19 protein-coding genes are annotated in these 24,870 nt (G+C 74.7%); 10 read left to right on the plus strand and 9 right to left on the minus strand.

Annotation, left to right across the window (positions count from 1 at the left end):
* Positions 1–329 precede the first annotated feature (329 nt).
* Positions 330–2,918 carry a VWD domain-containing protein gene (locus ACWEMJ_RS09945; RefSeq protein ID WP_452136486.1) on the plus strand — a complete coding sequence of 863 codons (2,589 nt, stop codon included), beginning with the start codon at positions 330–332 and terminating at the stop codon, positions 2,916–2,918.
* Between the two features lie 6 nt (positions 2,919–2,924).
* Here the strand turns inward: ACWEMJ_RS09945 and ACWEMJ_RS09950 are convergent, their stop codons facing one another.
* Together ACWEMJ_RS09950 and ACWEMJ_RS09955 are read right to left on the minus strand one after the other, a co-directional pair.
* Positions 2,925–3,644, minus strand: coding sequence for a hypothetical protein (locus tag ACWEMJ_RS09950; RefSeq protein ID WP_452136487.1), 720 nt, complete (start codon positions 3,642–3,644; stop codon positions 2,925–2,927).
* Between the two features lie 76 nt (positions 3,645–3,720).
* Positions 3,721–4,359, minus strand: a complete 639-nt coding sequence (locus ACWEMJ_RS09955) for a TetR/AcrR family transcriptional regulator (RefSeq protein ID WP_452136550.1) — start codon at positions 4,357–4,359, stop codon at positions 3,721–3,723.
* Between the two features lie 134 nt (positions 4,360–4,493).
* Here ACWEMJ_RS09955 and ACWEMJ_RS09960 point away from each other — a divergent pair, with 134 nt between their 5' ends.
* From ACWEMJ_RS09960 to fabG, 3 genes are read left to right on the plus strand one after another with little or no spacing between them, the layout of a single operon-like run.
* Positions 4,494–5,642, plus strand: a complete 1,149-nt coding sequence (locus ACWEMJ_RS09960; RefSeq protein WP_452136488.1) for an acyl-CoA dehydrogenase family protein — start codon at positions 4,494–4,496, stop codon at positions 5,640–5,642.
* 50 nt (positions 5,643–5,692) lie between these two features.
* Positions 5,693–6,883: a thiolase family protein gene (locus ACWEMJ_RS09965; RefSeq protein WP_452136489.1), complete on the plus strand. Its 1,191-nt coding sequence runs from the start codon at positions 5,693–5,695 to the stop codon at positions 6,881–6,883.
* A gap of 34 nt (positions 6,884–6,917) precedes the next feature.
* Positions 6,918–7,676 carry a 3-oxoacyl-ACP reductase FabG gene (fabG, locus tag ACWEMJ_RS09970; protein WP_452136490.1) on the plus strand — a complete coding sequence of 253 codons (759 nt, stop codon included), beginning with the start codon at positions 6,918–6,920 and terminating at the stop codon, positions 7,674–7,676.
* A gap of 107 nt (positions 7,677–7,783) precedes the next feature.
* Here fabG and ACWEMJ_RS09975 read toward each other — a convergent pair whose 3' ends face one another.
* Together ACWEMJ_RS09975 and ACWEMJ_RS09980 are read right to left on the minus strand one after the other, a co-directional pair.
* Positions 7,784–9,427 (minus strand): ABC-F family ATP-binding cassette domain-containing protein, encoded by a 1,644-nt coding sequence (locus ACWEMJ_RS09975; RefSeq protein ID WP_452136491.1) that lies wholly within the window; start codon positions 9,425–9,427, stop codon positions 7,784–7,786.
* A 571-nt stretch (positions 9,428–9,998) separates the two neighbouring features.
* Positions 9,999–11,636 carry an ABC-F family ATP-binding cassette domain-containing protein gene (locus ACWEMJ_RS09980; RefSeq protein WP_452136492.1) on the minus strand — a complete coding sequence of 546 codons (1,638 nt, stop codon included), beginning with the start codon at positions 11,634–11,636 and terminating at the stop codon, positions 9,999–10,001.
* A 446-nt stretch (positions 11,637–12,082) separates the two neighbouring features.
* On the opposite strand from ACWEMJ_RS09980, the gene ACWEMJ_RS09985 reads away from it, so the two are divergent.
* Positions 12,083–12,490 carry a carboxymuconolactone decarboxylase family protein gene (locus ACWEMJ_RS09985; protein WP_452136493.1) on the plus strand — a complete coding sequence of 136 codons (408 nt, stop codon included), beginning with the start codon at positions 12,083–12,085 and terminating at the stop codon, positions 12,488–12,490.
* A 492-nt stretch (positions 12,491–12,982) separates the two neighbouring features.
* Here the strand turns inward: ACWEMJ_RS09985 and ACWEMJ_RS09990 are convergent, their stop codons facing one another.
* The 3 genes from ACWEMJ_RS09990 to ACWEMJ_RS10000 form a co-directional block, all read right to left on the minus strand.
* The gene (locus tag ACWEMJ_RS09990) at positions 12,983–15,229 is read right to left on the minus strand and encodes a hypothetical protein (RefSeq protein ID WP_452136494.1); all 2,247 of its coding nucleotides are present in this window, start codon (positions 15,227–15,229) and stop codon (positions 12,983–12,985) included.
* Positions 15,230–15,434: 205 nt separating this feature from the next.
* Positions 15,435–16,478 carry a S66 family peptidase gene (locus ACWEMJ_RS09995; protein WP_452136495.1) on the minus strand — a complete coding sequence of 348 codons (1,044 nt, stop codon included), beginning with the start codon at positions 16,476–16,478 and terminating at the stop codon, positions 15,435–15,437.
* 64 nt (positions 16,479–16,542) lie between these two features.
* Positions 16,543–17,499: a zinc-binding dehydrogenase gene (locus ACWEMJ_RS10000; RefSeq protein WP_452136551.1), complete on the minus strand. Its 957-nt coding sequence runs from the start codon at positions 17,497–17,499 to the stop codon at positions 16,543–16,545.
* Positions 17,500–17,622: 123 nt separating this feature from the next.
* Between ACWEMJ_RS10000 and ACWEMJ_RS10005 the strand changes: the two genes are divergently transcribed.
* Together ACWEMJ_RS10005 and ACWEMJ_RS10010 are read left to right on the plus strand one after the other, a co-directional pair.
* The gene (locus tag ACWEMJ_RS10005) at positions 17,623–18,171 is read left to right on the plus strand and encodes a DUF4240 domain-containing protein (RefSeq protein WP_452136496.1); all 549 of its coding nucleotides are present in this window, start codon (positions 17,623–17,625) and stop codon (positions 18,169–18,171) included.
* 42 nt (positions 18,172–18,213) lie between these two features.
* Positions 18,214–19,299, plus strand: a complete 1,086-nt coding sequence (locus ACWEMJ_RS10010) for a hypothetical protein (RefSeq protein ID WP_452136497.1) — start codon at positions 18,214–18,216, stop codon at positions 19,297–19,299.
* Positions 19,300–19,306: 7 nt separating this feature from the next.
* Here the strand turns inward: ACWEMJ_RS10010 and ACWEMJ_RS10015 are convergent, their stop codons facing one another.
* Positions 19,307–20,113, minus strand: a complete 807-nt coding sequence (locus ACWEMJ_RS10015) for a nucleotidyltransferase (RefSeq protein WP_452136498.1) — start codon at positions 20,111–20,113, stop codon at positions 19,307–19,309.
* Positions 20,114–20,255: 142 nt separating this feature from the next.
* Here ACWEMJ_RS10015 and ACWEMJ_RS10020 point away from each other — a divergent pair, with 142 nt between their 5' ends.
* Positions 20,256–20,738, plus strand: a complete 483-nt coding sequence (locus ACWEMJ_RS10020) for a VOC family protein (RefSeq protein WP_452136499.1) — start codon at positions 20,256–20,258, stop codon at positions 20,736–20,738.
* Positions 20,739–20,787: 49 nt separating this feature from the next.
* Positions 20,788–21,552 (plus strand): class I SAM-dependent methyltransferase, encoded by a 765-nt coding sequence (locus tag ACWEMJ_RS10025; protein WP_452136500.1) that lies wholly within the window; start codon positions 20,788–20,790, stop codon positions 21,550–21,552.
* A gap of 246 nt (positions 21,553–21,798) precedes the next feature.
* Here ACWEMJ_RS10025 and ACWEMJ_RS10030 read toward each other — a convergent pair whose 3' ends face one another.
* Positions 21,799–24,480: a hypothetical protein gene (locus tag ACWEMJ_RS10030; protein ID WP_452136501.1), complete on the minus strand. Its 2,682-nt coding sequence runs from the start codon at positions 24,478–24,480 to the stop codon at positions 21,799–21,801.
* A 167-nt stretch (positions 24,481–24,647) separates the two neighbouring features.
* On the opposite strand from ACWEMJ_RS10030, the gene ACWEMJ_RS10035 reads away from it, so the two are divergent.
* Positions 24,648–24,818 (plus strand): hypothetical protein, encoded by a 171-nt coding sequence (locus ACWEMJ_RS10035; RefSeq protein WP_452136502.1) that lies wholly within the window; start codon positions 24,648–24,650, stop codon positions 24,816–24,818.
* Positions 24,819–24,870: the final 52 nt, after the last annotated feature.

Raw genomic sequence — 24,870 nt, forward strand, 5'->3', positions numbered from 1 at the left:
GCGTCGCCCGCATACGTCGGCGGAGACCTGGGACCGGCATCGACACGCTGCCGATGGAGCGATTTCACGGTGATGATCGTCCGCTCCGGGCATGGATGTGGCCTGTGTCCATCGGCTCCCCGGAGCTTTCGGAAGGGGTCGTGACCGTGCTCTCCGCAGTCATCCGTGCCGGAGCGCTGTGCGCAGGCGTCCTGTCCGGCGTCCTCCTGGCACTTCCCGCAGCGGCTCTCGGGTCGGCGTCGGCCGGGTCCGAACGCCCGCCGGCGCTGAGCGGCGAGCCCGCGCAGGCGCGGTTCGCGGTGGGTCAGCCCGTTCGGTTGAGCTTCACGGTGACGAATGCCGGCGCCACACCGTGCGGGCTGACCTCGGTGGCCACCGGGGCGTTGACCATCACCGCGATGTCGCGCGACGGCGAGGCCCTCACCCCGGGGCTCTCCCCACGGCTCTTCCAGGACGGACTCGGTCCGGTGACCTCGGAAGGGCTCACCAGCACCCCGGCGGGCGGGAGTGCCCGGCTGAGCCTGGAGAGCGCGGACCTGAGCGCCGCCGGGCTCGCCGCGGCCCTGCCCTCGGTGACCTGGTCGGACGAGTCCGGCAGCGTGGAGGCGCTGTGGCCGGTCGACGCCGCGGGCAGGTACGAGATGACCGCGGTCTACGCCTTCCCTCCGGTGCCCGGCCGGCCGGCCGACGTGTGTCCCGGAACGAGCGGGCCGGTGAGCGTCGCCTTCTCCGTCGGCGACCCCGGTCCCGCGTCGTGGCAGCCCGCGGTGTGGATCCCGCTGGGCGGGATCGCGGTGGCGGGCGCGTCGGCCGTGCTCTGGTTCCGGTTCCGGCGCAGGTCTCCCGCAGCGGCGGGGCTCGCGCTGCTGGCCGTCGCTTCGGCCGGCGCCCTGGTCCTGGGCGGCGCCCCGCACGCCCGGGCGGAGATCGTCGTGGACCCCGCCGCGGCAGGGGCGTTCGGCCGGTGCATGAACACCTACCGGGCCGAGGACAACAGCGGCGACCCCGCCGGGGTCGTCCGGGACCTTCAGTTCTCCCCGCACAAGGTGCGGATCGTCCTCAACAACGGCACGCCGACGAACCCCGGCGACAGCTTCTCCAGGCCCGTGAACGATGCCTGGGACAAGGCACAGGACGGCACCGGAACCGACAGCGTCATCTACTGGAACAGCCGGAGCACCCGGCCGCTGAGCGACGGAACCCCGATGGATCCGTGCGCGCAGCTGTACCACGAGATGTTCCACGGGCGGGACTACGGCCGGGGCACCCTCGACCTCCACCAGTGCCGCGGCGCCGCCCCCGGCCTGGAGACCGCCGAGGTGGAGGCCACCTTCGCGGAGAACGCCTACCGCAGCTTCCGGGGCCTGCCGCTGCGCACCGCCTACGGAGGAATGAAGCTCCCGGACTCCGCGGAGAGCTGCAAGAAGGGCAAGCCGAGCCCCTCGCCCGGGAAGCACGGCCCGACCGGCTCCGACTGCCCGGCCCAGGGCTGCGGGGGAAGCAACGGCGACCCGCACCTGACCACCTTCGACGGGCTGCGCTACGACTTCCAGGCGGCGGGCGAGTTCACCGCCGTCGAGTCCACCGCCGACGACCTCAGGATCCAGGTGCGGCAGACCCCCTACCCCGGCTCCACGCTCGTCAGCATCAACAGGGCGGTGGCGATGAACGTCGCCGGCGACCGTCTCGGCCTGTACCTCGCCGAGACCGGCATCGACGTGCACGTCGACGGAGCGCTCCAGCACCTCCCGGAGGGCGACACGAACCTGCCGCGGGGCGGTCGGATCACCCGCGTGAACGCCGAGGGCCTGGAGTCGTACCGGGTGGTGTGGCCCGACGGCACCCTCCTCACCGCCAACGTCGTCGGCACCTGGGGACTCAACGTCCAGGTCCGCCTCGCACCGTCCCGCAAGGCCCTCGTCCGCGGACTGCTCGGGGACTTCGACGGCGATCCCGACCAGGACCTGCGGACCCGGGACGGCCGGACGCTGCCCGCGGATCCGCCGTTCGACCAGCTCTACCGCACCTTCGCGGACGGTTGGCGGGTGGAGCAGGCCGGCTCCCTCTTCGACTACGGGCCCGGCGAGAACACCGGCACCTTCACCCTGCGGAGCTTTCCCGCACGCCCGGTCACCCTGGAGAACCTGCCCAACCGGAAGGTCGCGACGGCGCTGTGCCGGGCGGCGGGCGTCCCGGCCGGAGCGCCGCTGGACGAATGCGCGGTCGATGCCGCCGTGACCGGTCAGGCGTCCTTCGTGGCCGGCGCGGCTGCCATGCCCCCGACCGGCGGAGGCCCCGCGGTCGTCCACGACGGCGACCTGGTCACCGGGAACATCGCCGCGAGCGGGCAGTCCGCCCAGTACCGGGTGGCCCTCGACGGGGCCGCCGCCTTCGCGGTCGCCGACTGGCTCGGAACGAGCGAGGAATGCGACCAGACCTTCACCGTCGACCTCCTCGACGTCTCGGGCAACAACTTCCCCTGCACCGGCGGCAACGTCCGGTTCACCGTCCCGGACCCGGCCCGGACCTACGAGCTCAGGATCTCCTCCCCCACCGGCGGCACCGGCCCGTTCCGGTTCCAGCTCGTCACCGTCAAACCCCGCACCCTCGGCGCCACCCCCGGCCAACAGGTCACGGGGCTGCTCGACGTACGCGGCCGCGAGGACCGGTACGAGTTCGACGCGGCCGGAGCCCGCTCGGTCCGACTCACCGACCTGCCGTCCGGTTGTGACGCCGGCCTGGTCGCCGACGTCGTGGACGTGACCTCGGGCACGCCGGTCAGCGGCAACAACGCGCTCTGCGGCACCGCGATCGGCCCCGTCCCCCTGCCGGACCCGACGCACCGCTACGCCGTCGTGATCCGCTCGGTGAACCTGGACACCGGCCCGTACGGCTTCCGCATGCGGACGGAGAGCTGAGGGGCGTCAGCGGGCGGTGGCGAGCCTGCGGCGCTTGCGCCAGCGGGCCCGGTGGAAGATCGGGTCGGCGGCGACCAGGACCAGCGCGTGCATCGGCTGGTGGAGGTGGCGCAGCTCGAAGAAGCGGGCCAGGTCGCCGAAGCCGGACTCGCCGTGGCGGTGGATGTGCTGGTCGCCGGCCACGGTGTCGCCGCCGGCGGTGAGCAGGTCGCCGATCCGGAAGAGGAGTTCGGGGCGGGCGGTGACGATGACCGTGTCGGCGTGCTCGGTGAACCGGGCGGGCCGGTCGTCGGCGCGGCGCAGGACGTCCTCGGAGCGGTCGTGGGGGCGGGGCGCGGGGGCGGTCACGGTGAGCGGGGTGCCGGTGCGGCGCATCCGGCGGCGCAGCGCCGGCCAGTCGGAGGGGCGCAGCCCGGCATCCTCGCGGGCGATCAGCAGCGGCAGTGCCGGGTTGTCGACGAAGTCGGAAGGCCGCGCCGGGGCGTCCGGCGGGGCCGGGACGTGCACGACGGTGTGCGGGCCGGTGGCGGCGATCCGGAACAGCGCGCCGAGGCGGAGCAGGTCGGCACGGGGCGCGGTCAGGTACCCGACCTCCGGTCTGGGCGGGTGGAGGTGGAGGTTGCGCAGCATCGGGCCGCTGCTCAGCACCCGGCTGAGCCGGTGCCCGTCGTCGCCGACCCGGTGACTCGTCAGCCGCAGCCGCATCCGGCCGTCGCTCTCGCCCATCCGGCAAGTACAGCACGCACCTCGCGGCGCGCGAACTGCTTTTCCGCGCCTGCCCGGCGCGGTGCGGCGGCGAGGGTCAATTCTCGTGTCGCAGGCGGGCGTAGCGCAGTTCGAGGCCGTCGAGGAGTGCGGCGAGGCCGGTTTCGAAGGCGCCTTCGTCGATGGTGCGGCGGTGTTCGGCGAGGCGGTGGGCGTCGGTGAGGTGGGGGTAGTCGGCGGTGTAGAGGGCGGCGTCCTCGGGGAAGCCGGCGGCGAAGGAGCCGAGGGCGGAGCCGGTGATGAAGTAGCGCATCAGGGCGCCGATCCGGGTGGCTTGGCCGCGGGGCCAGTCGGCGGCGACGAGGCAGCCGAAGACGGCGTCGGCGAGGCGCAGCGCGTTGGGCCGGCGGCCGGGGCCCTGGGCGAGGACGGGGACGAGGTGGGGGTGGGCGACGAGGGCGGCGCGGTAGGAGTGGGCCCAGTCGTGCAGGGCGGTGCGCCAGTGGTCCGGCGCGTCGAACATGGTGAGGTCGACCTCGCCGATCACACTGTCGACCACGGCGTCGAGGAGTTCGTCCTTGGTGGCGAAGTGGTTGTAGAGGGACGGTCCGCTGACGGAGAGTTCGGCGGCCAGGCGGCGGGTGGAGAGGGCGGGCAGGCCCTCGGTGTCGACCAGGGCGAGTGCGGCGGTGACGATCCGGTCCCGGTTGAGCAGGGGGGTGCGGGGTCGGGCGATCTCCGCCTCCTGGGTGCGCGGGCCGATGCGGTGGGGGGTTCATTCTTGCAGGCGGGCTCTTCCGTGCGGGGCCGGGGAGGGCTACAGTCACCGTAAAACTTGCACTGCTAGTTTTCTGCCGAAGGGGTCGCCGCGTGGACCTGGAGCTGACCGAGGAGCAGGCCGCCGTACGGGAGTTGGCGGCGGGGTTCACGGATCGGGAGATCGTGCCGTTCGCCGCCGAGTGGGACCGGGCGGAGTCGATCGACCTGGGGATCGTGAAGAAACTCGGCGATCTGGGCTTCCTCGGGCTGACGCTGCCGGAGGAGTACGGCGGCAGTGGCGGCGACCATCTGGCGTACTGCCTGGTGCTGGAGGAGTTGGGGCGCGGCGACTCCGCGGTGCGCGGGGTGGTGTCCGTGTCGTTGGGGCTGGTCGGCAAGTCGATCAGCGCGTTCGGCACCGAGGAGCAGAAGCGGCGGTGGCTGCCGCGGCTGTGTTCGGGCGAGGCGTTGGGGTGTTTCGCGCTGACCGAGCCCGGCACCGGGTCGGATGCCGCGAACCTGACCACCCGGGCCGTGCGGGACGGCGACGACTGGCTGATCTCCGGCGCGAAGATGTTCATCACCAACGGGACGTGGGCCGAGGTGGCGCTGGTGTTCGCCCGCACGGGTGAACCCGGACACCGGGGGATCAGCGCGTTCCTGGTGCCCACGGACGCTCCCGGTTTCACCCGCACGCTCGTCCACGGCAAGGTGGGCCTGCGCGGCCAGGCCACCGCCGAGCTGGCCTTCGACGCCGTCCGGGTGCCGGACAGTGCGCGGCTCGGCCCGGAGGGCAAGGGCTTCACGGTGGCGATGGCGGCGCTCGCCAAGGGCCGGATGTCGGTGGCGGCGGGCTGTGTCGGCATCGCCCGGGCCGCGCTGGAGGCGGCGGTGCGCCACGCCGGCGAGCGCGAGCAGTTCGGAAAGCCGATCGCGGCGCACCAGTTGGTGCAGGAGCTGCTGGCGGACATCGCGGTGGACGTGGCCGCGGCCCGGCTGCTGACCTGGCGGGTGGCCGACCTGATCGACCGCGGGCTGCCGTTCGCCACCGAGTCCTCGGTCGCCAAGCTGTTCGCGAGCGAGGCGGCGGTGCGGTCGGCGAACAACGCGCTGCAGGTGTTCGGCGGGTACGGCTTCATCGACGAGTACCCGGTCGGCAAGTACCTGCGCGACGCCCGCGTGATGACGCTGTACGAGGGCACCAGCCAGATCCACAAGCTGCTCATCGGGCGTTCCCTGACCGGGGTCAACGCTTTCTGACGCCGTCCGCCCACCAGGCGGGAACCCCTATCGAAGAGGAGCTCGACGAAGTGCTTCCGGTCTTCATCGCCGCCGCCCGCCGCACCCCGATCGGGCGGCTGCGCGGCGCACTGTCCGCCGTCCGGCCCGACGACCTGTCGGCGGCCGTGCTGCGCGGACTGCTCGACCAGGCGCCGGGGTTGGACCCGGCGCGGATCGACGACGTGTACTGGGGCGCCGCCAACCAGGCCGGCGAGGACAACCGCAACCTGGCCCGGATGGCGGTGCTGCTGGCCGGGCTGCCCGACAGCGTGCCGGGCGCGACCGTCAACCGGCTGTGCGCGTCCGGGATGGAGGCCGTCACCATGGCGGCCCGGGCGATCGGCTCCGGCGAGGCGGACGTGGTGGTGGCGGGCGGCTGCGAGTCGATGAGCCGCGCGCCGTTCGTCCTGCCCCGCCCCGACGAGGCGCTGCCGCACCGGATGGAGACCTTCGACACCCGGCTCGGCTGGCGGCTGACCAATCCGCGCATGCGCGAGCTGCACGGCGTGCTGTCGATGGGCGAGACCGCCGAAGAGGTCGCGAGCCGCTACGGCGTCTCCCGCGAGGCGCAGGACGCGTTCGCCCTGCGCAGCCACCGACTCGCCTCGCTCGCACGGGAGTCGGGCCACTTCGACGCCGAACTGCTGCCGGTGCGGCGCCCGGACGGGGTGCTGGTGGACCGCGACGAGTCGATCCGCCCCGACACCACGGCGGAGAAGCTGGCCGCGCTGAAGCCGGTGTTCCGGGCGGGCGGCAGCGTCACGGCGGGCAACGCCTCGCCGATGAACGACGGCGCGGCGGCGCTGCTGCTGTGCAGCGAACGGGCGCTGTCGGAGCTGGAGTTGGAGCCGCTGGGCCGCTACGTGGCGGGCGCGTCGACGGGCGTGCACCCGGACGTGATGGGCATCGGACCGGTGCCGGCCACCCGGCGGGTGCTGGAGCGCGGCGGCTGGAAGCTGCGGGACGTGGAGACCGCCGAGTTCAACGAGGCGTTCGCGGCCCAGGCGCTGGCGTCCGTCGGCGAGTTGGGCATCGACCCGGAGGTGGTGAACCCGTCCGGCGGGGCGATCGCGCTGGGCCACCCGCTGGGCTGCTCGGGCGCCCGGATCCTCACCACGCTGCTGCACCGGATGCACCGCACCGGCGCCCGCCGCGGCCTGGCGACCATGTGCGTGGGCGTCGGCCAGGGGTCGGCGGTGCTGGTCGAGCGGGACTGGTAGTTCTCAACCGATGGAACGTCAGAAAGGTTTCCCAGTGGGCAAGTTCGACGGCAAGGTGGCGGTGGTGACCGGCGCCGCGCAGGGCATCGGGGCGGCGACGGCGCGGCGGCTGGCCGAGGAGGGCGCGGCGGTGGCCGTGGTCGACCTGACGGCGGAGCGCGCCGAGGGCACCGTCGAGGAGATCCTCGCGGCGGGCGGCACGGCGCGCGGCTACGGCTGCGACGTGGCCGACTACGCGGCGGTGGAGGCCGTGTTCGCGTCCGTGGTCGAGGAGTTGGGCGGGGTGCACATCCTGGTGAACAACGCCGGGATCACCCGCGACAACCTGTTCTTCAAAATGCCCAGGAGCGACTGGGACGCGGTGCTGTCGGTCAATCTGACCAGCGCCTACAACTGCTCGCACGTGGCGCAGCGGTACTTCGTGGCGCAGAAGTACGGCAAGATCGTGTCGCTGAGCTCGCGTTCGGCGCTGGGCAACCGGGGCCAGGCGAACTACGCGGCGGCGAAGGCCGGCATCCAGGGCCTGACGGCGACGCTGGCGATCGAGCTCGGCCCGTTCAACATCAACGTCAACGCGGTGGCGCCGGGCTACATCGCGACCTCGATGACGGCCGCGACCGCCGAGCGGGTCGGCGCGACGCCGCAGGAGCACCAGGCGGAGGTCGCGCAGCGCACCCCGCTGCGCCGGGTGGGGCTGCCGGAGGAGGTCGCCTCGGTGGTGGCGTTCCTGGCGAGCGAGGACGCGTCGTACGTGAGCGGGCAGACGCTGTACGTCAACGGCGGGGCCCGGTAGGCGAGTTGGCGCAGCCGGGCCCGCCGTGACCGTCGCCCGTCCGGGTCGGGGTGCGCCCGCGTCGACGGCCCGGGGGGCCGCGGTGCGTGCGTCGGACGGGCGGCGGGTCAGGGGTTGAGGTCGATCTGCCGGCCCTGCCAGCGGCGGCGCAGCCAGCGGTCGTGGCCGGCCACCACGATCGCGCCCGGGCCCTGGCCGCCGATGGCCTCCTCGAGTTCGTCGCAGAGCACCGGGGAGAGGTGGTTGGTGGGCTCGTCGAGCAGCAGGAGTTGCGGCGGGCGGGCCACCAGCAGGGCGAGGGCGAGGCGGCGGCGCTGGCCGACGGACAGTTCGCCGACGGGGCGGTCGAGGTCGGCGGCGGCGAGCAGGCCGAGCGACGCCAGCGGGACGCGTTCGGCGCGGGCGGGGCCGAGGGCGAGTCGGTAGGTGTCGCGGGCGGTGCAGTCGGGCCGGTCGAAGGCGGTGTCCTGGGTGAGCAGGCCGACCGTCAGTCCCGGCCGCCGGCGGACCTGTCCGCCCGCGTCGAGGCGGCCGGCCAGGACGGCCAGCAGGGTGGACTTGCCGGTGCCGTTGCCGCCGGTGATCAGCAGGCGCTCGTCCGCCGCCACCTCCAGTTCCTCCAGCGCGAGCCGGCCCGGCACCCGGACGCGGTGCAGCGCCACCAGCGGCTCCGGGCGGTCCCCGCCGGAGACGGCGTCGGGAGCGGTGGCGACCGTGAGGGCGTCGGGGGCGAAGCGGAGCGGGACGGGCGGCCGGGCGACCTGCCGGCGTTCGAGGTCGGCGAGCCGGCCGGCGGCGTCCCGCACCCGGCGGGAGATCTGCTGCTGCACCCGGCCGGCCCGGTGGCCGTGGCCCATCTTCTCGTTGTCGGTGGGCCCCCGGTCGGGGGCGAGCCGGTGCGCGGTGACCTCCGCGGAGCGGCGCAGGTGCTCCAACTCCCGCTGCTCGTCCGCGTACTGGCGCTCCCAGCGGTGCCGGTGGGCGCGCTTGGCGGACAGGTAGGCGCGGTAGGCGCCGCCGAAGCGGACGGGGCCGTCGACGGCCGGGTCGAGGTCGAGCAGGTCGGTGCAGACGGCGTCGAGGAACGCCCGGTCGTGACTGGCGACGACCACCGTGCCGGGCAGCGCGCGGAGTTGTTCCTCCAGGAAGGCGGCGGCTCCGTCGTCGAGGTGGTTGGTGGGCTCGTCCAGCAGCACGGCGGCGGGTCGGCGGACCAGCAGGGCGGCCAGGGCGAGCCGGCCGCGCTGCCCGCCGGACAGCGAGCCGAGGGTGCGCTCCGGGCCGACGGCGCCGAGGCCGAGGCCGTCGAGCAGCAGGGCGGCCCGGCGGTCGGCGTCCCACGCTTCGCGGTCCTGGGCCTGTTCGAGCCGGGTGCCGTAGGCGGCCAGCAGACCCGCCTGGCGCGGGTCGCCGTCCTGGATCCGGGCCAACTCCTCGCCAAGCCGGTCGAGTTCGGCGAGGTCGGCGCGCGCCTCGCGGAGCGCCTCGTCCAGCACGTCGGCGACGGTGGCGAGGGCGTCGAACGGCATCTCCTGGTGCAGGAAGCCGAGTTCGCCGGGCCGGACGACACTCCCGGCATCGGGCTCGTCCACCCCGGCCAGCACCCGCAGCAGGGTGGACTTCCCGCAGCCGTTCTCCCCGATCAGGCCCAGCCGGCGGCCGGGCGCGGCGGTCAGCGACAGCCCGTCGAGAATGCGGCGGCCGCCGAGGACGCGGACCAAGTCGTGTGCGATCAGGGCCGGTTGGGGCATGGATGTCTCCACTGGGTCGTTACGGGACGGCGCGCCCGGCGCGCCGTGAAGAGGGACAGGGGGCGCCGCTCGCCGGAGACCTCCCGCACGCGGCGCGGTTGCCGACGGCAACGGGCCGGGCGGCGCACCGCCACGCGAGCCAACCCGCCCTCAGGCGAGGCGAGTTGCTCGGCGCGGCGGAGATCCGACGCGACCGGAGCCGGCCTGCCCGGCGCACCGAACGGGCCGGCCGAACGGGCCGGCCGGGCGAACGGCCGCAGGACGGGCGCCCCGGGCACGCTCGCGGGCCGACTCGCGACCGGACGGCGCCGGTTGTGCCACCGTGGCCCCGCCCGACCGCTCGCGAACCAGCCACCACGAGCGGCCGCGCCGCCCGGCGCAGCCCGCCCCGAACACGGCCGTGCGGACCTGATCCACCGACGAACAGCGCAGACACGGCCGAGTTGCTCCGGTGCCCCTGACGGGTCGCCTCCCAGGCCGACCGGGCCGCCGCCGTCGAAGCAGGACGGAGGTCCGCCGTCGCCCCACCGGGGCGGGATGCCTCGGCGGGGCGACGGCGCGGCCGGTGGCGCTACAGCGCGGGCGCCGCCGAGGTCTCGGTGAGCGTGCCGTCGGCCAGCAGCAGGCGGCGGTCGACGCCGATCCCGGCGAGGAAGCGCTCGTCGTGGCTGACCACCAGGAACGCGCCCCGGTAGGCGTTCAGGGCGCTCTCCAACTGGCCGACGCCGACCAGGTCGAGGTTGTTGGTGGGCTCGTCGAGCAGGAGCAGCTGCGGGGCGGGTTCGGCGCACAGGACGCAGGCGAGGGTGGCGCGCAGCCGTTCGCCGCCGGACAGCACTCCGACCGGGAGGTGGGCCCGGGGGCCGCGGAACAGGAACCGGGCGAGCAGGTTCATCCGCTCCGCCTCGGGGCGTTCGGGGGCGAACTCGGCGAAGTTCTCGGCGACGGTGCGGCTGTCGTCGAGCAGGTCGAGGCGCTGCGACAGGTAGGCGATCCGGCCTTCGCCGTGGCGCAGCTCGCCGCCGTCCGGGGTGAGCGCGCCGGTGATCAGCCGCATCAGGGTGGTCTTCCCGGCGCCGTTCGGGCCGGTCAACGCGATCCGCTCCGGGCCGCGGACCATCAGGTCGATGCCGCCGGGGGCGAACACCTCGTGGCCGTCCAGCCGTGCCTGCATGCCCTGGCCGTGGAAGAGGGTGCGACCGGCGGGCACCTGGGTGTCGGGCAGCTCCAGGCTGAGGCGCTGCTCCTCGCGCACGGCCCGCCCGGCCTCGTCGAGGCGGGCCTTGGCCTCGTCGACGCGGGCGGCGTGCACCTGCCCGGAGCGGCCGGCGGCCTCCTGCGCGCCGCGCTTCATGGTGCCGGCGAAGATCTTCGGCAGGCCGGCGCTCTTCAGGTTCTTCGCGGCGTTGCTGGCGCGCCGGTCGGCGCGCTCGCGGGCCTGCTGGGCTTCGCGCTTCTCGCGCTTCAGGGTCTGCTCGGCGTTGCGGACGTTGCGTTCGGCGACCTCCCGCTCGGCCCGGACGGCCTCCTCGTAGGCGGTGAAGTCGCCGCCGTACAGGCGCAGTTCGCCGTTGCCGAGCTCGGCGATCCGCTCCATCCGGTCGAGCAGCGCGCGGTCGTGGCTGACCAGCAGCAGGCAGCCGTTGAACTCGGACAGCACGTCGTACAGCCGGTGCCGGGCGCCCAGGTCGAGGTTGTTGGTGGGCTCGTCGAGCAGCAGCACGTCGGGGCGGCGCAGCAGTTGGGCGGCGAGGCCGAGGGAGATGACCTGGCCGCCGCTGAGCGTGTGCAGGCTGCGGTCGAGGGCGAGGTGGCCGAGGCCGAGCCGGTCGAGCTGGGCGCGGGTGCGCTCCTCGATGTCCCAGTCGTCGCCGATGGTGGCGAAGTGCTCCTCGGCGACGTCGCCGGACTCGACGGCGTCCAGCGCGCGGATCACCTCGGCGATGCCGAGCACCTCGGCGACGGTGAGGTTCGCCGTCAGCGGCAGGGTCTGCGGCAGGTAGCCGAGAGTGCCGGAGACCGTCACCGAGCCTGCGGTGGGCTTGAGTTCACCGGCGATCAGCCGGAGCAGGGTGGACTTGCCGGATCCGTTCGGCGCGACCAGGCCGGTGCGGCCGGTGGGCACGCTGAACGACAGGTCGTGGAAGACCGGGGTGTCGTCCGGCCAGGAGAAGGACAGGTTGGAGCAGACGACGGCAGCGTCGGACATGTGAAGAGACCTCGAAGGTGCATCGGGGCAGGGAAAGGCCACTGCCCCGGGACGGGCGGGCGAAAAAGGGGACGACGAAACGGACCACTCCGGCAGCGCTCCTGTGCGCCGGCCCGGTGGCCGTCAGATCCGGATCTCACCCGGAGATGTCGTCGTCACCCGCCACGTCTCTGTCCCTCTGCTCACACGACTCGCGTACCCCGCGCGTCGCGTACCAACGGTGTCGCGGCGAGTGTAGCCGAACGCCACGAGGGACGTCGCGCCATTTATTCGCGCGGACCGCCACGCGAACCGCCACGCGGGCCGCCGCGCGGCCGATCTCCCCGGCGCGGGACGGGGGTTGCTCCGGCCGGGGGGTGCGGCGGCGCGGCCGGGGGCGGCGGCGTGCGTCACCTGCCTACGGTGGCCCTCGAACCGTCGGACACCCCAGAGCCAGGGAGCACGGCATGACCACGGACGACCGGCGTGAACGCTTCGAACGGGGCATGGAGGTCCTCGCGAGCATCGACGGCGAGGCGGGCGAGCGCGTGGTGGCGGCCCTCGCGGACGTCTCCCCCGAACTGGCGCACCAGATCGCCGCCTGGGGGTTCGCCGAGATCTACTCCCGCCCGGCACTGGCCCCGCGCGACCGGCAGTTGGTCACCCTCGGCATGCTCACCGCGCTCGGCGGCTGCGAACCCGAGGTCGAGGTGCACGTCAACGCCGCGCTGAACGTGGGCCTGACGCCGTCGCAGATCGTCGAGGCGCTGCTGCACGCCGCCGCGTACTGCGGGTTCCCGCGTGCGATCAACGCCACCCTCGCCGCGAAGCGGGTCTTCGCCGAACGCGGCCTGCTGCCCGTCCGCGACGCCTGAACCCCGTCGCCGACGGCACCCGGGCGCGCCTCGCGCACCGTCGCGACCGGCCGCTTGGCGCGGCCGGCGTCGGCCACGAAGCGCCCGCCTTCGGCCCGGGCGGCCGTTCCGCACCGGCCGCCGGGCACTGGAGAGGAGCACGCCAATGCCCGAACCGTGCTTCGAACGCCGGCAGTTCACCGACCGGAGCCCCGCCGCGACGAACGGTCCGGACGCCGTCGCCGAGTTGCGGCGTCGGATGGCCGACGGCCGGACGGAGACCTGGCTGCGCAGCTCGCGCGGGCGGCAGTTGGCGGTGGTCGGGCGAGCACGCCGTCGATCCGGACGCGCCCGGCCGGAGCGACAGCTACCTGCTCGCCAACGGCCAGCCGGACGAGTACCCGGACGAGGACACCGTCCCGCTCCACCGGGCCCTGTGCATCGTCCGACATCTGCTGGACCACGGCTTCCCATCGCCGGGCACACCATGGTCCGTCGATCGCTGATGCTTCGTCAATTCACCATTGCGGCCTTGGCGTTGACGAGCTGCTGGAGGTAACGCTCGGCGGCACGCAGCTTGCGGCTGTCGGGGCCGGGCAGGTGGGCGCGGAGCTCTATGATCTCGGGCGCGATGCGGATCGCCTCGGCCGGGTCCTTCACGGCGCGCCAGCAGGCCTCGGCGTTGGTGGCGGCGCGCTGGGTCTCGGGGTGCTCGGGGCCGTCGGTCTGCAGCAGCGCGGTGGCCACCTGGCGGTACAACTCGGCTGCCAGCACGGGCAGTCCGGCGACCCGGGAGACGTGTGCGCGGACCTGCCGGACCTGGAGCACCACCGGCGCGAGGGTGCCGTGCGCGGCGACCGCCTTGTCCTCCAGGGCGAGCGCGAGCGCGGCGGCGGTGTAGTGGTCGCCGGCCTCGGCGGCCCGCACGATCTCGCCGATCGTCTCCAAATAGTCGGTCGGCGGGGCCTGTTCGGCGGCGGGCGCGGGCGCGGCAGGCCGCTTGTCCAGCGGCACCGTCGCCGCCGACGGGTCGTTCCGGACGGCCGGCCGGGGCACCTCCAACGGCACCGTCGCGGCCAACGGGTCGTGCTGGACGGCGGGTTGGGGCTTCTCCAGCGGCACGGTCGAAGCCGTCGCCCCGGGCTCGGCCGACGCCAACGCGCCGGCCAGGGCCCCGCCGGTCAGCGGCACCGTCGCGGCCAGCGGGTCGAACTGCGGTTCCCCGCCTGCGGGTTCGGGCGCGGCGGCGGCCTTGGCGAAGTTCACGGCCCGCGGATCGACCGGCGCGGGCACCGACACCGCGGCAGGCCCGGACGCGGCGGCGAACGCGGGCACCGCCCCGGCGGGCGCGGGCACCGTCCCGGACTCGGACTTGGCGAGCTCGACCAACGGCGCAGCGGGAGCCGCCGGAAGGTCCTTGCCGAGGTCCACCACGGGCTGGGGCGCGCCCGTCGGCTTGCCGAGGTCGACCACCGGCGTGTCCACCGGAACCATCGGCACCCCGCGCTCCAGCGACACGATCATCCGGCGGCGGGCGGGAGTTGCGGGCACCCCGGCCTTGCGCAGCGAGACCAGCACGCGCGGCGTCCAGCCGGGGGCGAGCCGGGGACGGGCCGGTTCGGCGGGGCGCGCGGCGGGGGCGGCAGGTGCGGCGGGCGGCGCGTTGAGCGGGGCGGGGGGCGCGGCGGGCCGGGCGGCGGCGGGGTCGGCGGGGCCGATCTGCCGGGCGGTGTTGCGGAACCAGGGCCGCTCGGCGGGGTGCGCGGTGATCACCACCGTGTCGGAGCGCAGCACCGAGTGGACCTGCTGGCGCACCAGTTCGGGGGTGAGCAGCTGATCGGCGCCGGGGCGCCCCCGGTGCAGGGTCTCGATCAGTGCGCGGGTGAACGTGCCGAGCTGGTCCGGGTCGTGGTTGACCACGGCCCACAACGGCACGCCCTCGCACAGCTGTTGGCCGGAGGCGGCGACCAGCTGCGGCCACAGCACCGGGTCGGCGCTCAGGTCGCCGATCACCAGGGTGTCGAACTCGCTTCCGCGGTGCCGCAGTTCGGTGGCGAGGGCGCTCCACGGCAGGCTCTCGGACGCCTTGTTCTCGCGCAGCGACAGGTACATCTGGTCGCCGCGCCGGTCGGTGACCAGGTGGCCGCCGAGGTGGATCAGCAGCGGCCCGGGGTGGCGGGCGGCGGCGCGCAGGTGGGCGAGCACGGTCTGCGGGTCGTTGGCGCCGGGGAGGTGCACGGCGTCGACCTGTTCGGCGGAGAGCAGGGTCTGCGGGGCGACGCCGGCCAGTGCGGCGGACAGCACGGAGGCGTGCGCGGTGCCGCCGCGTCCCCAGCGGCGGCCGCCGCCGTAGCCGCCCTCGACGACCAGGATGCGGCCGCGCAGGCCGTGGCCGATGCCCCGGGCGGGCGCGGGGGCGGCTGCCGGAGCGGCGGCGGGCGGCGGGGTGTCGGCGGTGATCACCGGGATCATGCCCGTCCAGCCGGTGGTGACCGACGCGGGCGGCATCGCGGGCGGCGGCGGGACGGGCGTGCCGCCGGCCGGGGTGGGGGTCGGCGGGGCGGTCCGGTTGCCCCCGGGGGTGAGGTCGGCGGGCGTCAGGTTGACCCGCAGGTTGACGGAGGTCGCGAACGGGTCGTTGGCGGGCGGCACTTCGACCCGCTGAGCGGCGCCCTGACTCGGCCCCGACGGCTGGGTCGGCAGCTTCAAGGACTCCCCCAGGTCGGCCGCCGCCGGCCCGTCCCCGGACGTCGATGCCACATCAGCCACCGTCAGGTCACCGCCCCCGTCCGCCGCCTGTGCGACGTCGTGCCCGTTCACCGTGGCACCAGGGCGCCACGTTCCGATCCCGGCCACGATACGTGGTCGGCGGGCGGCCGGGCCAGGGCGGGTGGCCCGGCCCGCGCCGGCCCGCGCCGGTCGGCGCGGGTGCCGGACGCGGGTCGTCGGCGCGGCCGAGCGGCCGTCAGTAGGTGACGGTGATCCGCCGGGCCGGGCCGTCCACCCGGATCAGGCCGCCGTACGGGATGACCTGCTGCGGCTCGGTGTGCCCGAGGTCGACGTCGAACACGGCCATGGCGTCCGGCGCGTACGCGTCCAGCGCGCGCAGCACCGCGGCGCGCTGCTCGGCCCGGTAGGTCGCCCGCTGCTCGGCGTCGTTGGGCTGCTCGAACGACCAGGCCATCGCGCGGCCGACCAGCACCGCCGGGAACTGCCGCAGCAGCCCGCGCTCGCCGAGGTTGCGCAGCATCCGGTACACCTCGCCGCCGGACGGCATCTCCTCCGACGTCTCCAGCACCAGCACGCCGCCCGCGTACGCCTCGACGGGCAGCAGCCGGTCGGCCGCGGCCATCCAGTGCAGGATCTCCAGGTTGCCGCCCCAGCTGACGCCCTCCACCACCCGGTCCGGGCGGTGCCAGTACGCGCCGCCGGCGGGCTCGCTCGCGGGCATCCGCTCGAACGTCGCCGGGTCCTCCCAGCGGCCGAGCTCGGTGCTGACGTCCTCGGCCTCGCTCAGCTCGAACTCGCCGCGCTCGAACAGCGCGGCCCGCAACGAGGCCGCGGTGAGCGGGTGCATCGCCCCGGGCCGGCCGAACTGCGTCATGATCGCGCCGCCGTGGTACGAGACCACGCCGTGCCGCCACAGGAAGTCCAGCAGGTTGGTGTTGTCGCTCCAGCCGAAGAACGGCTTGGCGTGCGCCCGGATCAACTCCCCGTCCAGGTGGGGGATCACCGTGATCTGGTCCTCCCCGCCGATCGACGCCAGCACCGCCGTCACCCCCGGGTCCAGGAACGCCGCGTGCAGATCCGCCGCCCGCTCCTGCGGACTCGCCCCCGCCTTCCGGGTGCTCGGATACTCCACCGGCTCCAGCCCGAACTCCTCCCGCAGCCGCCGCAACCCGAGCTCGTACGGCAGCGGGAACACCGCCGGCCCACCGAACGACGGCGACACCACGGCCACCCGATCACCGGGCGCGGGCTTGGACAGGTACTTCGGCTGCTCCGACATGCCGCGATGCTAACGACCCGCTCCCCTACCCCTCGACCGCTTTTCCGACCGCCCGGTGGCGCGCTCAGGGGGTGGGCGGGTGGATGTCCAGCAGGGTCTTGCCGAGGGTGGCGCGGGATTCGATGGCGCGGTGGGCGTCCGCGGCGCGGGAGAGGGGGAAGCGGCGGCCGATGACGGGGCGCAGGCGGCCGGCGGCGGCTTCGGCGAGGACGTGGGCGGTGGCGGCGCGGACGGCCTCGGGGGTGGGGCGCAGGGCGAGCGCGGTGAGGCGGCGGGCGGCGATCTCGTGCTGCGGAAGGTCGGTCCAACTGCCGCCCGCGAGGCCGTAGTTGAGGAAGCTGCCGCCGGGGCGGAGCAGGGTGGCGGCGGTGCGGCCGAGGGCGCCGCCGACGCCGTCGAGGAGGAGGTCGACGGGGGCGGTGCGGGTGGTCCAGTCGGGTTGCAGGTAGTCGAAGGTCTCGGCGGCGCCGAGTTCGGCGGCGAGCGCGAGTTTGGCGGGTCCGCCGGCGGCGGCGACCACGTGCAGGCCCGCGCGGGCGGCGAGTTGGACGAGCAGGGTGCCGACGCCGCCGGCCGCGGCAAGGATCAGGACGCGGGCGCCGGGGTCGGGCGCCGCGGTCTCCAGCAGCAGCCTGGCGGTGCGTCCGTCGGCGAGCAGCGCGGTCGCGGCGTCCAGGGCGAGCCCGTCGGGGACGAGGTGCAGGCCGTCGGCGGGGACGGCGGCGCGTTCCGCGTAGGCGCCGCTGCCGCCGGTGGAGGAGATCACCCGCCGTCCGACCAGCGCGGGGTCCACGCCGGGTCCGACCGCGCCGACGGTGCCGCCGACGCCGTTGCCGGGGACCATCGGCAGCGAGCCGCTGAACGGGCCGAGGCCGGTGGCGCGGAACTGGGTCTCGACGAAGGTCAGGTTGGCGTGCGCGACCTCGATCAGCACCTGCCCGTCCCCCGCCACCGGGTCCGGCGCCCGGCCCGGCACCAGCACCTCCGGCCCGCCGAACTCCCGCAGCCACACCGCCCGCATCACGCCACCACCCCTCCTCGGACCGGACGTTCCGGCCGCCGCCCATCCTGTGAGTTCAAGTGCCCTTGAGGTCAAGGGCCACCCGCCGGAGGCGTGTCCGAGCCGCGTGCGAGCATGGCGGCCATGAACCTGAACGCCTTCTGGGACTTGCTGGAGTCCACCGCCGGCGCCGACGCCCCCTGCTCCCGCGCCGAACTGCTGACCGAACGCCTGGCGCAGCTCCCGCCGGACGCGATACGCGAGTTCCAGCTGCGCCTGGACGAGGTCCGCGCCCCGCTCGACACCATGGCCACCGTCGCGTTGGCGCGGCTCGTCGGCCCGGGCTTCATCAGCGACGACACCCTCTGGTACTTCCACGCCTGGCTGGTCGGCCTCGGCCGCGACGCCCACCGGCTGGCCGTCCACGACCCGGACGCCCTCGCCGACCACCCCGCCTTCCGCCGGCTGGCCGCCCTGGACGAGCGCCAGGTGCCCGACTGGGAGGCGCTCGACTACTGCGCCTCCGACGCCTGGGAGCAGCTCACCGGCGAGGAGGACGGCCTGGAGGAGGCCCTGCTCGCCGAGGGCCACGAGAGCCCGGTGAACGCCGACCCGGAGGGCGAGGAGTGGACGCCCGAGCAGACCGCAGCCCGCCTTCCGAAGCTCACCGACCTTTTCGCCAGGGTGAGTTGACGGTACGTCTATTGTCGTAGCGCGCCTCTACGCTGGTCGCCCATGACCACCATCGACGACCCCGAGTGGCTCGACAACCCACGGCTGGACGCCTGGCTGGCCGCCGGACGGGACGGCTTCCCGGCGTGGGCCGAACTCACCGGCGGGGGCTGGGATTTCGGCACCGATTCCCTCCCCCGCCTGGAGCGCGCGGTCCAGGACCGCTTCGGGAACCGCGAGCGCGCGGACGCCGCGCGCCACGAGCCGTTCCTGACGGCGGCGGCCTGGTACTTCGGCGAGGTGCACATCCGCAACTACGGTGCGCTGTGGCACTGTTCGCCCGAGCCACTGCCCCACGCGCCCGACCGCATCCAGCCGCTGCTGCGGTTGCCGAAGGAGGTGCTGGACGAGGACGAGGCGGAGGAGCTGGCCGAGGCGGAGGAGCTGTACGAGGACGACTTCCCGATGTGCGACGCGCTCGGCACGGTCGTCGCGGTGGCCGATCCGGCGAACGCCGGCCTGCTGTCGGAGACGCTGGAGGGCTACGCGTTCTGGGCGTCGGTGGTGGACCGGGCGGTGGCGCTGGCCCGCACCCGGCCCGGCCGGAGCCCGGGCAGCCGTCCCCTGCCGGACGCGCCCGGCCCGCTCGACCCCGGCCCGCCCGGCCAGGACCTCGCGCGCTGGCTGGCGACCCGGCAGGAGGCGTTCCCGCTGTGGGCCCGGGCCGTCGACCGGCAGGCCGAACTCGACTTCTCCGAGCGGTCGTTGGACGTGCTCGAAGACGTCCTGCGGCAGCGGATCCACACCCTGGGCCTGGGCGACCGACTGAACCACATGGCGGCGGTGGAGGAGTACCGGATCGCCTTCCTCCCGCAGGTGATCCGCCTGTTCGAGGACCCGGTCTTCGACTGCGCCCTCTGGTACCTCGGCGAGACCGCCTGCCGCCGCCGGGGCGCCCGCTGGCTCCCGCTGCGCGGCAACGTGGACGTCGACGCCGAGTCCCACCCCGACCTGGCGGTGGCCCGGATCGGCCGCCGGATCGGCCCGCGACTGGAGCTGACCGCCGCCGTCCACCGCTGCCTGCGCGACCGCACCGACCCGGACGACGGCTACCGTCCGCTGCGCGGGGCGCTGTCCGTCCTCACCTGAACCCGCCTCATTCCAGCGCCCGTTCGATCGTGGTACGGGTGAACAGCCGGGCCTGCTCGGCGCGTTGCTCGCGCCGCGCGTCGGTGATCTGCAACGGGGTGCCGTAGCGGCGGGCGGTGATGTCCGCGACCAGCGTGAACGAAGCTCCCAGGTGCGGGAGTTGGGAGATCGCCTCGCGCTTGGTGATCAGCCGGTTCTCGCGCAGCGCGACGGTGGCGCGGGCGGCGGTGATCGGCCCGAAGTCCACCCAGATGTCGTGCTGCCAGAGGTCGAGGCGCGCGGTGTGGGGGTACCAGTAGGTGCGCAGGTCGGTGCGGATGTACTCGTGCAGCTCCGCGTCGGAGACCGGCGGCAGCAGCGCGGCCGGGGTCGCGCTGCCCGCCAACCGCAGTGCGCCGTCCAGGAGTTCGCGGCGGCTGATGAGGGAGACCGGCCGGTCCATCGGCTCGCCCTGGGCGAAGGTGAAGTGGTCGTCGGCCGGGTCGGCGAGGCCGTCCTGCGGCAGGTAGCCGCAGTGCAACTTCTCCGCGTCCGGCCGGTCGTCGATCAACTTCCGGTGCAGCTCGGTGAGTTCGGCGCGCAGCGCGGCGTCGGGAGCGGTCGGCAGGACGGCGATCAGGTCGAGGTCGCTGAGCCCGTGCCGGTAGTCGCCGAACGCCAGCGAGCCGTGCACCCACAGCGCGGTGACGCTGGTGGCGGCGCGCACCCGGGCCGTGAACTCTCTCAGCACCGGGGCGGCGAGCGCCCGTTGGCCCAGGTCGCGGGTGGCCTGTTCGGCGGCGGTGGGCAGAGCGGCGAGATCCCAAAGCGGCATGGCACCGACTCTCGCACAGCGGCGGCACTCCTGTCCCCCGACCTGCCGCACCCCCGGAGCGCCGCCCGGCCCGGCCGGAGCTGCGGCGCTAGGGTCTGTCCGGCACGACGCCGAACCCACCGTCCCGAAAGGCGTTCCCGCGATGGCGCAGAAGATCACCACCTTCCTGTGGTACGACCACCAGGCCGAGCAGGCGGTCGAGTTCTACCTCTCGGTGTTCCGCGACGGCCGGGTCACCGACGTCCGGCGCTACTCGGAGGCCGGCCCGGGCACGGCGGGCAGCGTGATGCTGGTCGAGTTCGAGCTGTTCGGTCAGCGCTACCGGGCGCTGAACGGCGGCCCGGTGTTCACCTTCAACGAGGCCGTCTCGCTCCAGGTCGACTGCGACGACCAGGCCGAGGCCGACCGCTACTGGGACCTGCTCACGGCGGACGGCGGCGAGCCCGGCCAGTGCGGGTGGCTCAAGGACCGCTACGGCCTGTCCTGGCAGATCGTCCCGCGCCGCATGCTCGAACTGCTCGCCGACCCGGACCCCGACCGGGCCCACCGCGCGATGACCGCGATGCTCGGCATGACCAGGCTCGACGTCGACGCCCTGGAGGCCGCGGCCGACGGCCGCCCCTGAACCGGCCCTTGCCAGCACTGCCGGCCCCGCTCGTGCGAGGATGGCCGGCATGTCTGCTCCCGCCCTGGGCTTCGGCCCGATCGCGGAAGCCTACGAGAGGTACCGACCGGGGTATCCCGAGGAACTCGTCGGCCTGGTGACGACGTACGCGGGCCGGCCGGTCCGGACCGCCCTGGAGATCGGCGCGGGGACGGGCAAGGCCACCCGCCTGTTCGCCGGCCACGGAATCCAGGTCACGGCGACGGAGCCCGACCCCGCCATGCTCGCCGAGCTGAACAGGGCCGTGCCCGCGAACGTCACCACCGTGCGCGCCGCGTTCGAGGACCTGCGGCCTGGTCAGACCTACGGGCTGGTCTACGCGGCGGCCGCCCTGCACTGGACGCGCCCGGAGGGCCGATGGCCGAGAGCGGCCGCACTGCTGGAGCCGCAGGGCGTGTTCGCCTCGTTCGGCGGCCAGGTGCGACTCGCCGACCCCGCTGTCGCGGAGTCCGTCCGTGCGGCGCGGGCGCCGTTCCTGGCGAGCGACGAGGTGCCGTCCCCCGACGGGACCGCCCCTGACGAGGAGATGCAGTGGCCGGGCACCGAACTGCGGCAGTCCCCGTTGTTCCTCGACGTCCAACAGGCCGTCGTCGAACGGCGCTTCACGCTGAGCGCTCCTGACTACGTCGGCTACCTCTCAACCGTCTCGGCGTACCTCCACCTGCCGCCGGCAAAGCGCCGCCCGGCGTTCGACGCGATCACCCGGGCCCTTCCCGGGACGGTCGAGATCGCCGCCGACCTCACCGTCCATCTCGCCCGCCGCCACCCCGAGTAGCCCGCCGCCGTCCTGGGCTTCAACGTTTCCTGGGTCCGTCACCGGCAAGGCGCACGGACAGGCACAGCATGGTGGCACAGCCGGGAATCCCGGCGCGAGGCCAGGGCGCGGCGTGGCCCGACCGCCGACGACCCCGGCACGTGAACCCCAGGCACGAGCCGTCAACGGTCTCCCCCGGCAGATCCCCCTCCGGACTCGCTCCGTCCCACCGGCCGCGAACGCCGCCGCACGCCGGATCCGACGACGTCAGCTCCCCTGGAGCCCGCCCGGCGCCTCCACTGCCCGGCCCTCGGCGTCCAGGCCCTCCGGGCCGAACGGGCGGGCCTTCCTGAAGTCGCGGATCGTCCAGGGCAGTCCGACGTTCGCGGTCTCCACCCACAGCCGGTCGGCCTCCTCCGTTCGACCGGCCCGGGCCGACTTGACGGCCAGCCATGCCAGGGCCTCGGCAGTCCCGGCATCGACGGCGGCGCGGGCGAGGCGCTCCGCGTGCTCCCAGCGGCGGGCCCCGGCCAACTGCCGGACGAGGTGCACCAGCCCGGAGCCGCCGCCCGCGAGCGCCAGCCGCTCCGCTTCGTCCCACTCCCCTGCCAGCGCACGCAACCGCGCCAGCGAACCGAACGCCGACGGGACACCGGACTCGGCAGCCAGGCGCTCCGCTTCCTCCCACGAGCCTTCGTGCGCCCTTCGCCTGGACAGGTCCGCCAGCGCGAACAAACCACCGGCCTCGTGGGCGAAGGCTTCCGCCTGATCCCACTTACCCGCGTCGGCCGCGCAACGCGAAAGCGCCAGCAGAGCGAGCGAGTTGCCGGCTGTCGCCGCACGGGCCAGGCGCTCGGCCTCCTCCCACCATCCGTTGCCCGCGTGCATGGCCGCGAGGTGCCCGTAGGCGTCGGCCGGCCCACCCCGGTCGGCGATATGGGCCAGGCGTTCCGCGTCGCCCCAGTGCCCGTCCTCCGCGTACCGAACGGCGAACCGACTCAGGAGGTACGGGTCCTCGGTGTCACACGCCAGCCGTTCCGCGTCCTGCCGGCGCCCCGCAGCGAACATCGACTCGGCCACAAGTCTCAGCACCTGGACCTCACCGATCGCCGCCAGCGCGAAGCCCAACTGTTCGGCGTCCTCCCACTTTCCGGCTTGCACCTGCTGCTCCGCCAAGTCCCTCATGGCCAGGACGCCGGAGAGCCCGGCCTCCGCCAGGCGCTCCTCCGCTTCCCACCGGCCCAAGAACGCCTCCCGCTCGGCCAGTTCGGCACCGATCGAAGGGTCACCGCGCTCCTCCGCCGCCCGCCCCAGGCGCTCCACCCCCGGGCCCTCCGCATTGGCCCGCGACACCGCCAGGCCCGCCAGCACCTCCGTCCCGGCAGCCCCGAACGCCAACTGCTCGCCGATGCGGTACCGGTAGCGCGCGTCCGCCGCCCGCGCCAACGCCAGCAGTGCCCCGGGCGAACGTACCTCCGCCCCCACTGCGTCCCAGAAGCCCTGCGGCGGAAAGCACAGCCCCCGCACCCCGGCCCTCCGGGTGTACGACAGCAGATAGTCGGCCAAGACGTACCGCGACTCCGGCCCGGCCGCCCGCCCCGGCGGCGGCGCCTCCCGGACGAGTGGCCCGGGCACGCCCCGGCACGCGCGGGAGGTGTACCGCACCGCCCGTTCGAACCAGCTGCCGCGCCACTCCTCGGACTGCTGCTGCCAGTGGCTCGGGTCCAGGTAGGCCGCGCCCGCCGCGCGCAGGAAGGGCTCGGTCAGGGCCTCGGGATGTCCCATCCGGCGCGCGTCGGCGGCGGCGTCCAGCAGCGCCCTGGCCTCGTGCGGCGCCGTCTCGTAGCGCTGCACCAACTCCGGCGAGCCCGCGAGGTACTGGGTGATGCGCCGCCCGCCGCGATCGATCGCCTCCGCCAGCCGGGGGTCCTGGGGCGCGAGGAGCCGCAGCGCCGCCAGGGCCGCCGCGTCGAACGACTCCGGGACGACGATCACGGCGGCCGAGGTGAGCAGCGCCGCCGTCGGCGGACGGACCGCGCCGTCCCGCTCCGCCGTCAGGGTCGCGAACGCGTCCCGCCACAGCGTGCCGAGCACCAGGACCGGGCCGCGTCGGGCGTCGAGCAGCAGCGCCGTCACCGCCTCGGCGACCGCGCCGCCGTCCGGCCCGGCAAGGAACCGCTGCGACTCGTTGAGCCACAGCACGGTGTGCGCCAGCGACCGCTCGCCGTCCAGCACCCGCAGCAGCTCGCCGGGGCCCGCCGGGCGCCAGACCTGCCAGGGCTCCGGCAGCAGGCGGACGGCCTCCCACAGCGAACGCGTCTTCCCGGCGGAGGAGTCGGCGACCAGCACCGCCATCCGACTCTCCCGCCGCCCCGCCTCGACCTCCGCCCGCAGCCGGTCGTCGTGCGGCCGCCGCAGAAAGGCCGGCAGCGGATCGGCCGAGCCGGAGGAGTCGATGGCGGGGTGCACCTCCAGATCCTTGACGGGATGGAACCGGCCGACCGGCTGCCCGGGCCGGGCGGGCACCGGCCGGGCCGGTACGGCGACGTCCGCACCCCGCGCCGCCTCCCACCGCTTCCGCCACACCTCCTCATCGGCGCGCACCACCGCACGCGCGCCGGGCATGGTCGCCGCACGCCCGCCCGGCGGCACCGCCCCGCGCACACCGGGCGACTTCGACGCGCGCCGCTCCGCCCACTCCCGCAGCACCTGGACGAAGGCCAGCAGCTGCCGCGGGTCGGCCGCCGGAATGCCCTCCCGGATCCAGCCGCTGACCGTCTTGTCCACCAGCTCCGGCACCTGCTGCGCGCCGCACAGCGCATTGGCCTCGGCGATCACCCGGGCCCGCGAGCGCTCCCCGGAACGCGGCACGACCCCGGCCCGCGCCTCGGCCTGCCGAAGCGCCCCGGCCAGCGCCGCCCGACCCGGGTGGACGATGTCCTGCGTCACGCGCTCTTCTCTCCCGTCTCCGCCGACCGGACTCCCCCGCACCGCCCCCGACCTGCGAGAACACCGCCCGTCTCCGACGTCTCCGACAACCCTGCCGACCACCGCCGCCCGCACGGTCTGCTGTTCGGCACGCCGCGAGGGACGCGGCAGCAGAGGAGGACAACGAGATGGATCCGGTTCTGGGCGCACTGCTGGCCACGGTCGTGGTCACCCTCATCCTCGCCGTCGCCGCCGTCCTCGTGGTGCGTTTCGCCGTCGGCGGGACGGATGGCAGGACCCGCGCCGCGATCCTGAAGGCGGCCGCGGAGGTCGTCCGGGCGATCCGCGGCCGCCGTTGACGCTCAGCCGTTGACGCTCGGCCGTTGACGCTCGGCCGACGATCCGCGGCCG

It is taken from the genome of Kitasatospora sp. NPDC004531, from assembly GCF_053602195.1.

Excerpts from the sequence above, each read along its gene's own strand:
- ACWEMJ_RS09950 (WP_452136487.1), bottom strand. The coding sequence starts at position 3,644 with ATGGGCGAGAGCGACGGCCGGATGCGGCTGCGGCTGACGAGTCACCGG.
- ACWEMJ_RS09975 (WP_452136491.1), bottom strand. The coding sequence starts at position 9,427 with ATGCCCCAACCGGCCCTGATCGCACACGACTTGGTCCGCGTCCTCGGC.
- ACWEMJ_RS10020 (WP_452136499.1), top strand. The coding sequence starts at position 20,256 with ATGGCGCAGAAGATCACCACCTTCCTGTGGTACGACCACCAGGCCGAG.
- ACWEMJ_RS10015 (WP_452136498.1), bottom strand. The coding sequence starts at position 20,113 with ATGCCGCTTTGGGATCTCGCCGCTCTGCCCACCGCCGCCGAACAGGCC.
- ACWEMJ_RS10025 (WP_452136500.1), top strand. The coding sequence starts at position 20,788 with ATGTCTGCTCCCGCCCTGGGCTTCGGCCCGATCGCGGAAGCCTACGAG.
- ACWEMJ_RS09995 (WP_452136495.1), bottom strand. The coding sequence starts at position 16,478 with ATGTCGGAGCAGCCGAAGTACCTGTCCAAGCCCGCGCCCGGTGATCGG.
- ACWEMJ_RS10000 (WP_452136551.1), bottom strand. The coding sequence starts at position 17,499 with ATGCGGGCGGTGTGGCTGCGGGAGTTCGGCGGGCCGGAGGTGCTGGTG.
- ACWEMJ_RS10005 (WP_452136496.1), top strand. The coding sequence starts at position 17,623 with ATGAACCTGAACGCCTTCTGGGACTTGCTGGAGTCCACCGCCGGCGCC.
- ACWEMJ_RS09985 (WP_452136493.1), top strand. The coding sequence starts at position 12,083 with ATGACCACGGACGACCGGCGTGAACGCTTCGAACGGGGCATGGAGGTC.
- ACWEMJ_RS10035 (WP_452136502.1), top strand. The coding sequence starts at position 24,648 with ATGGATCCGGTTCTGGGCGCACTGCTGGCCACGGTCGTGGTCACCCTC.
- ACWEMJ_RS10010 (WP_452136497.1), top strand. The coding sequence starts at position 18,214 with ATGACCACCATCGACGACCCCGAGTGGCTCGACAACCCACGGCTGGAC.
- ACWEMJ_RS09980 (WP_452136492.1), bottom strand. The coding sequence starts at position 11,636 with ATGTCCGACGCTGCCGTCGTCTGCTCCAACCTGTCCTTCTCCTGGCCG.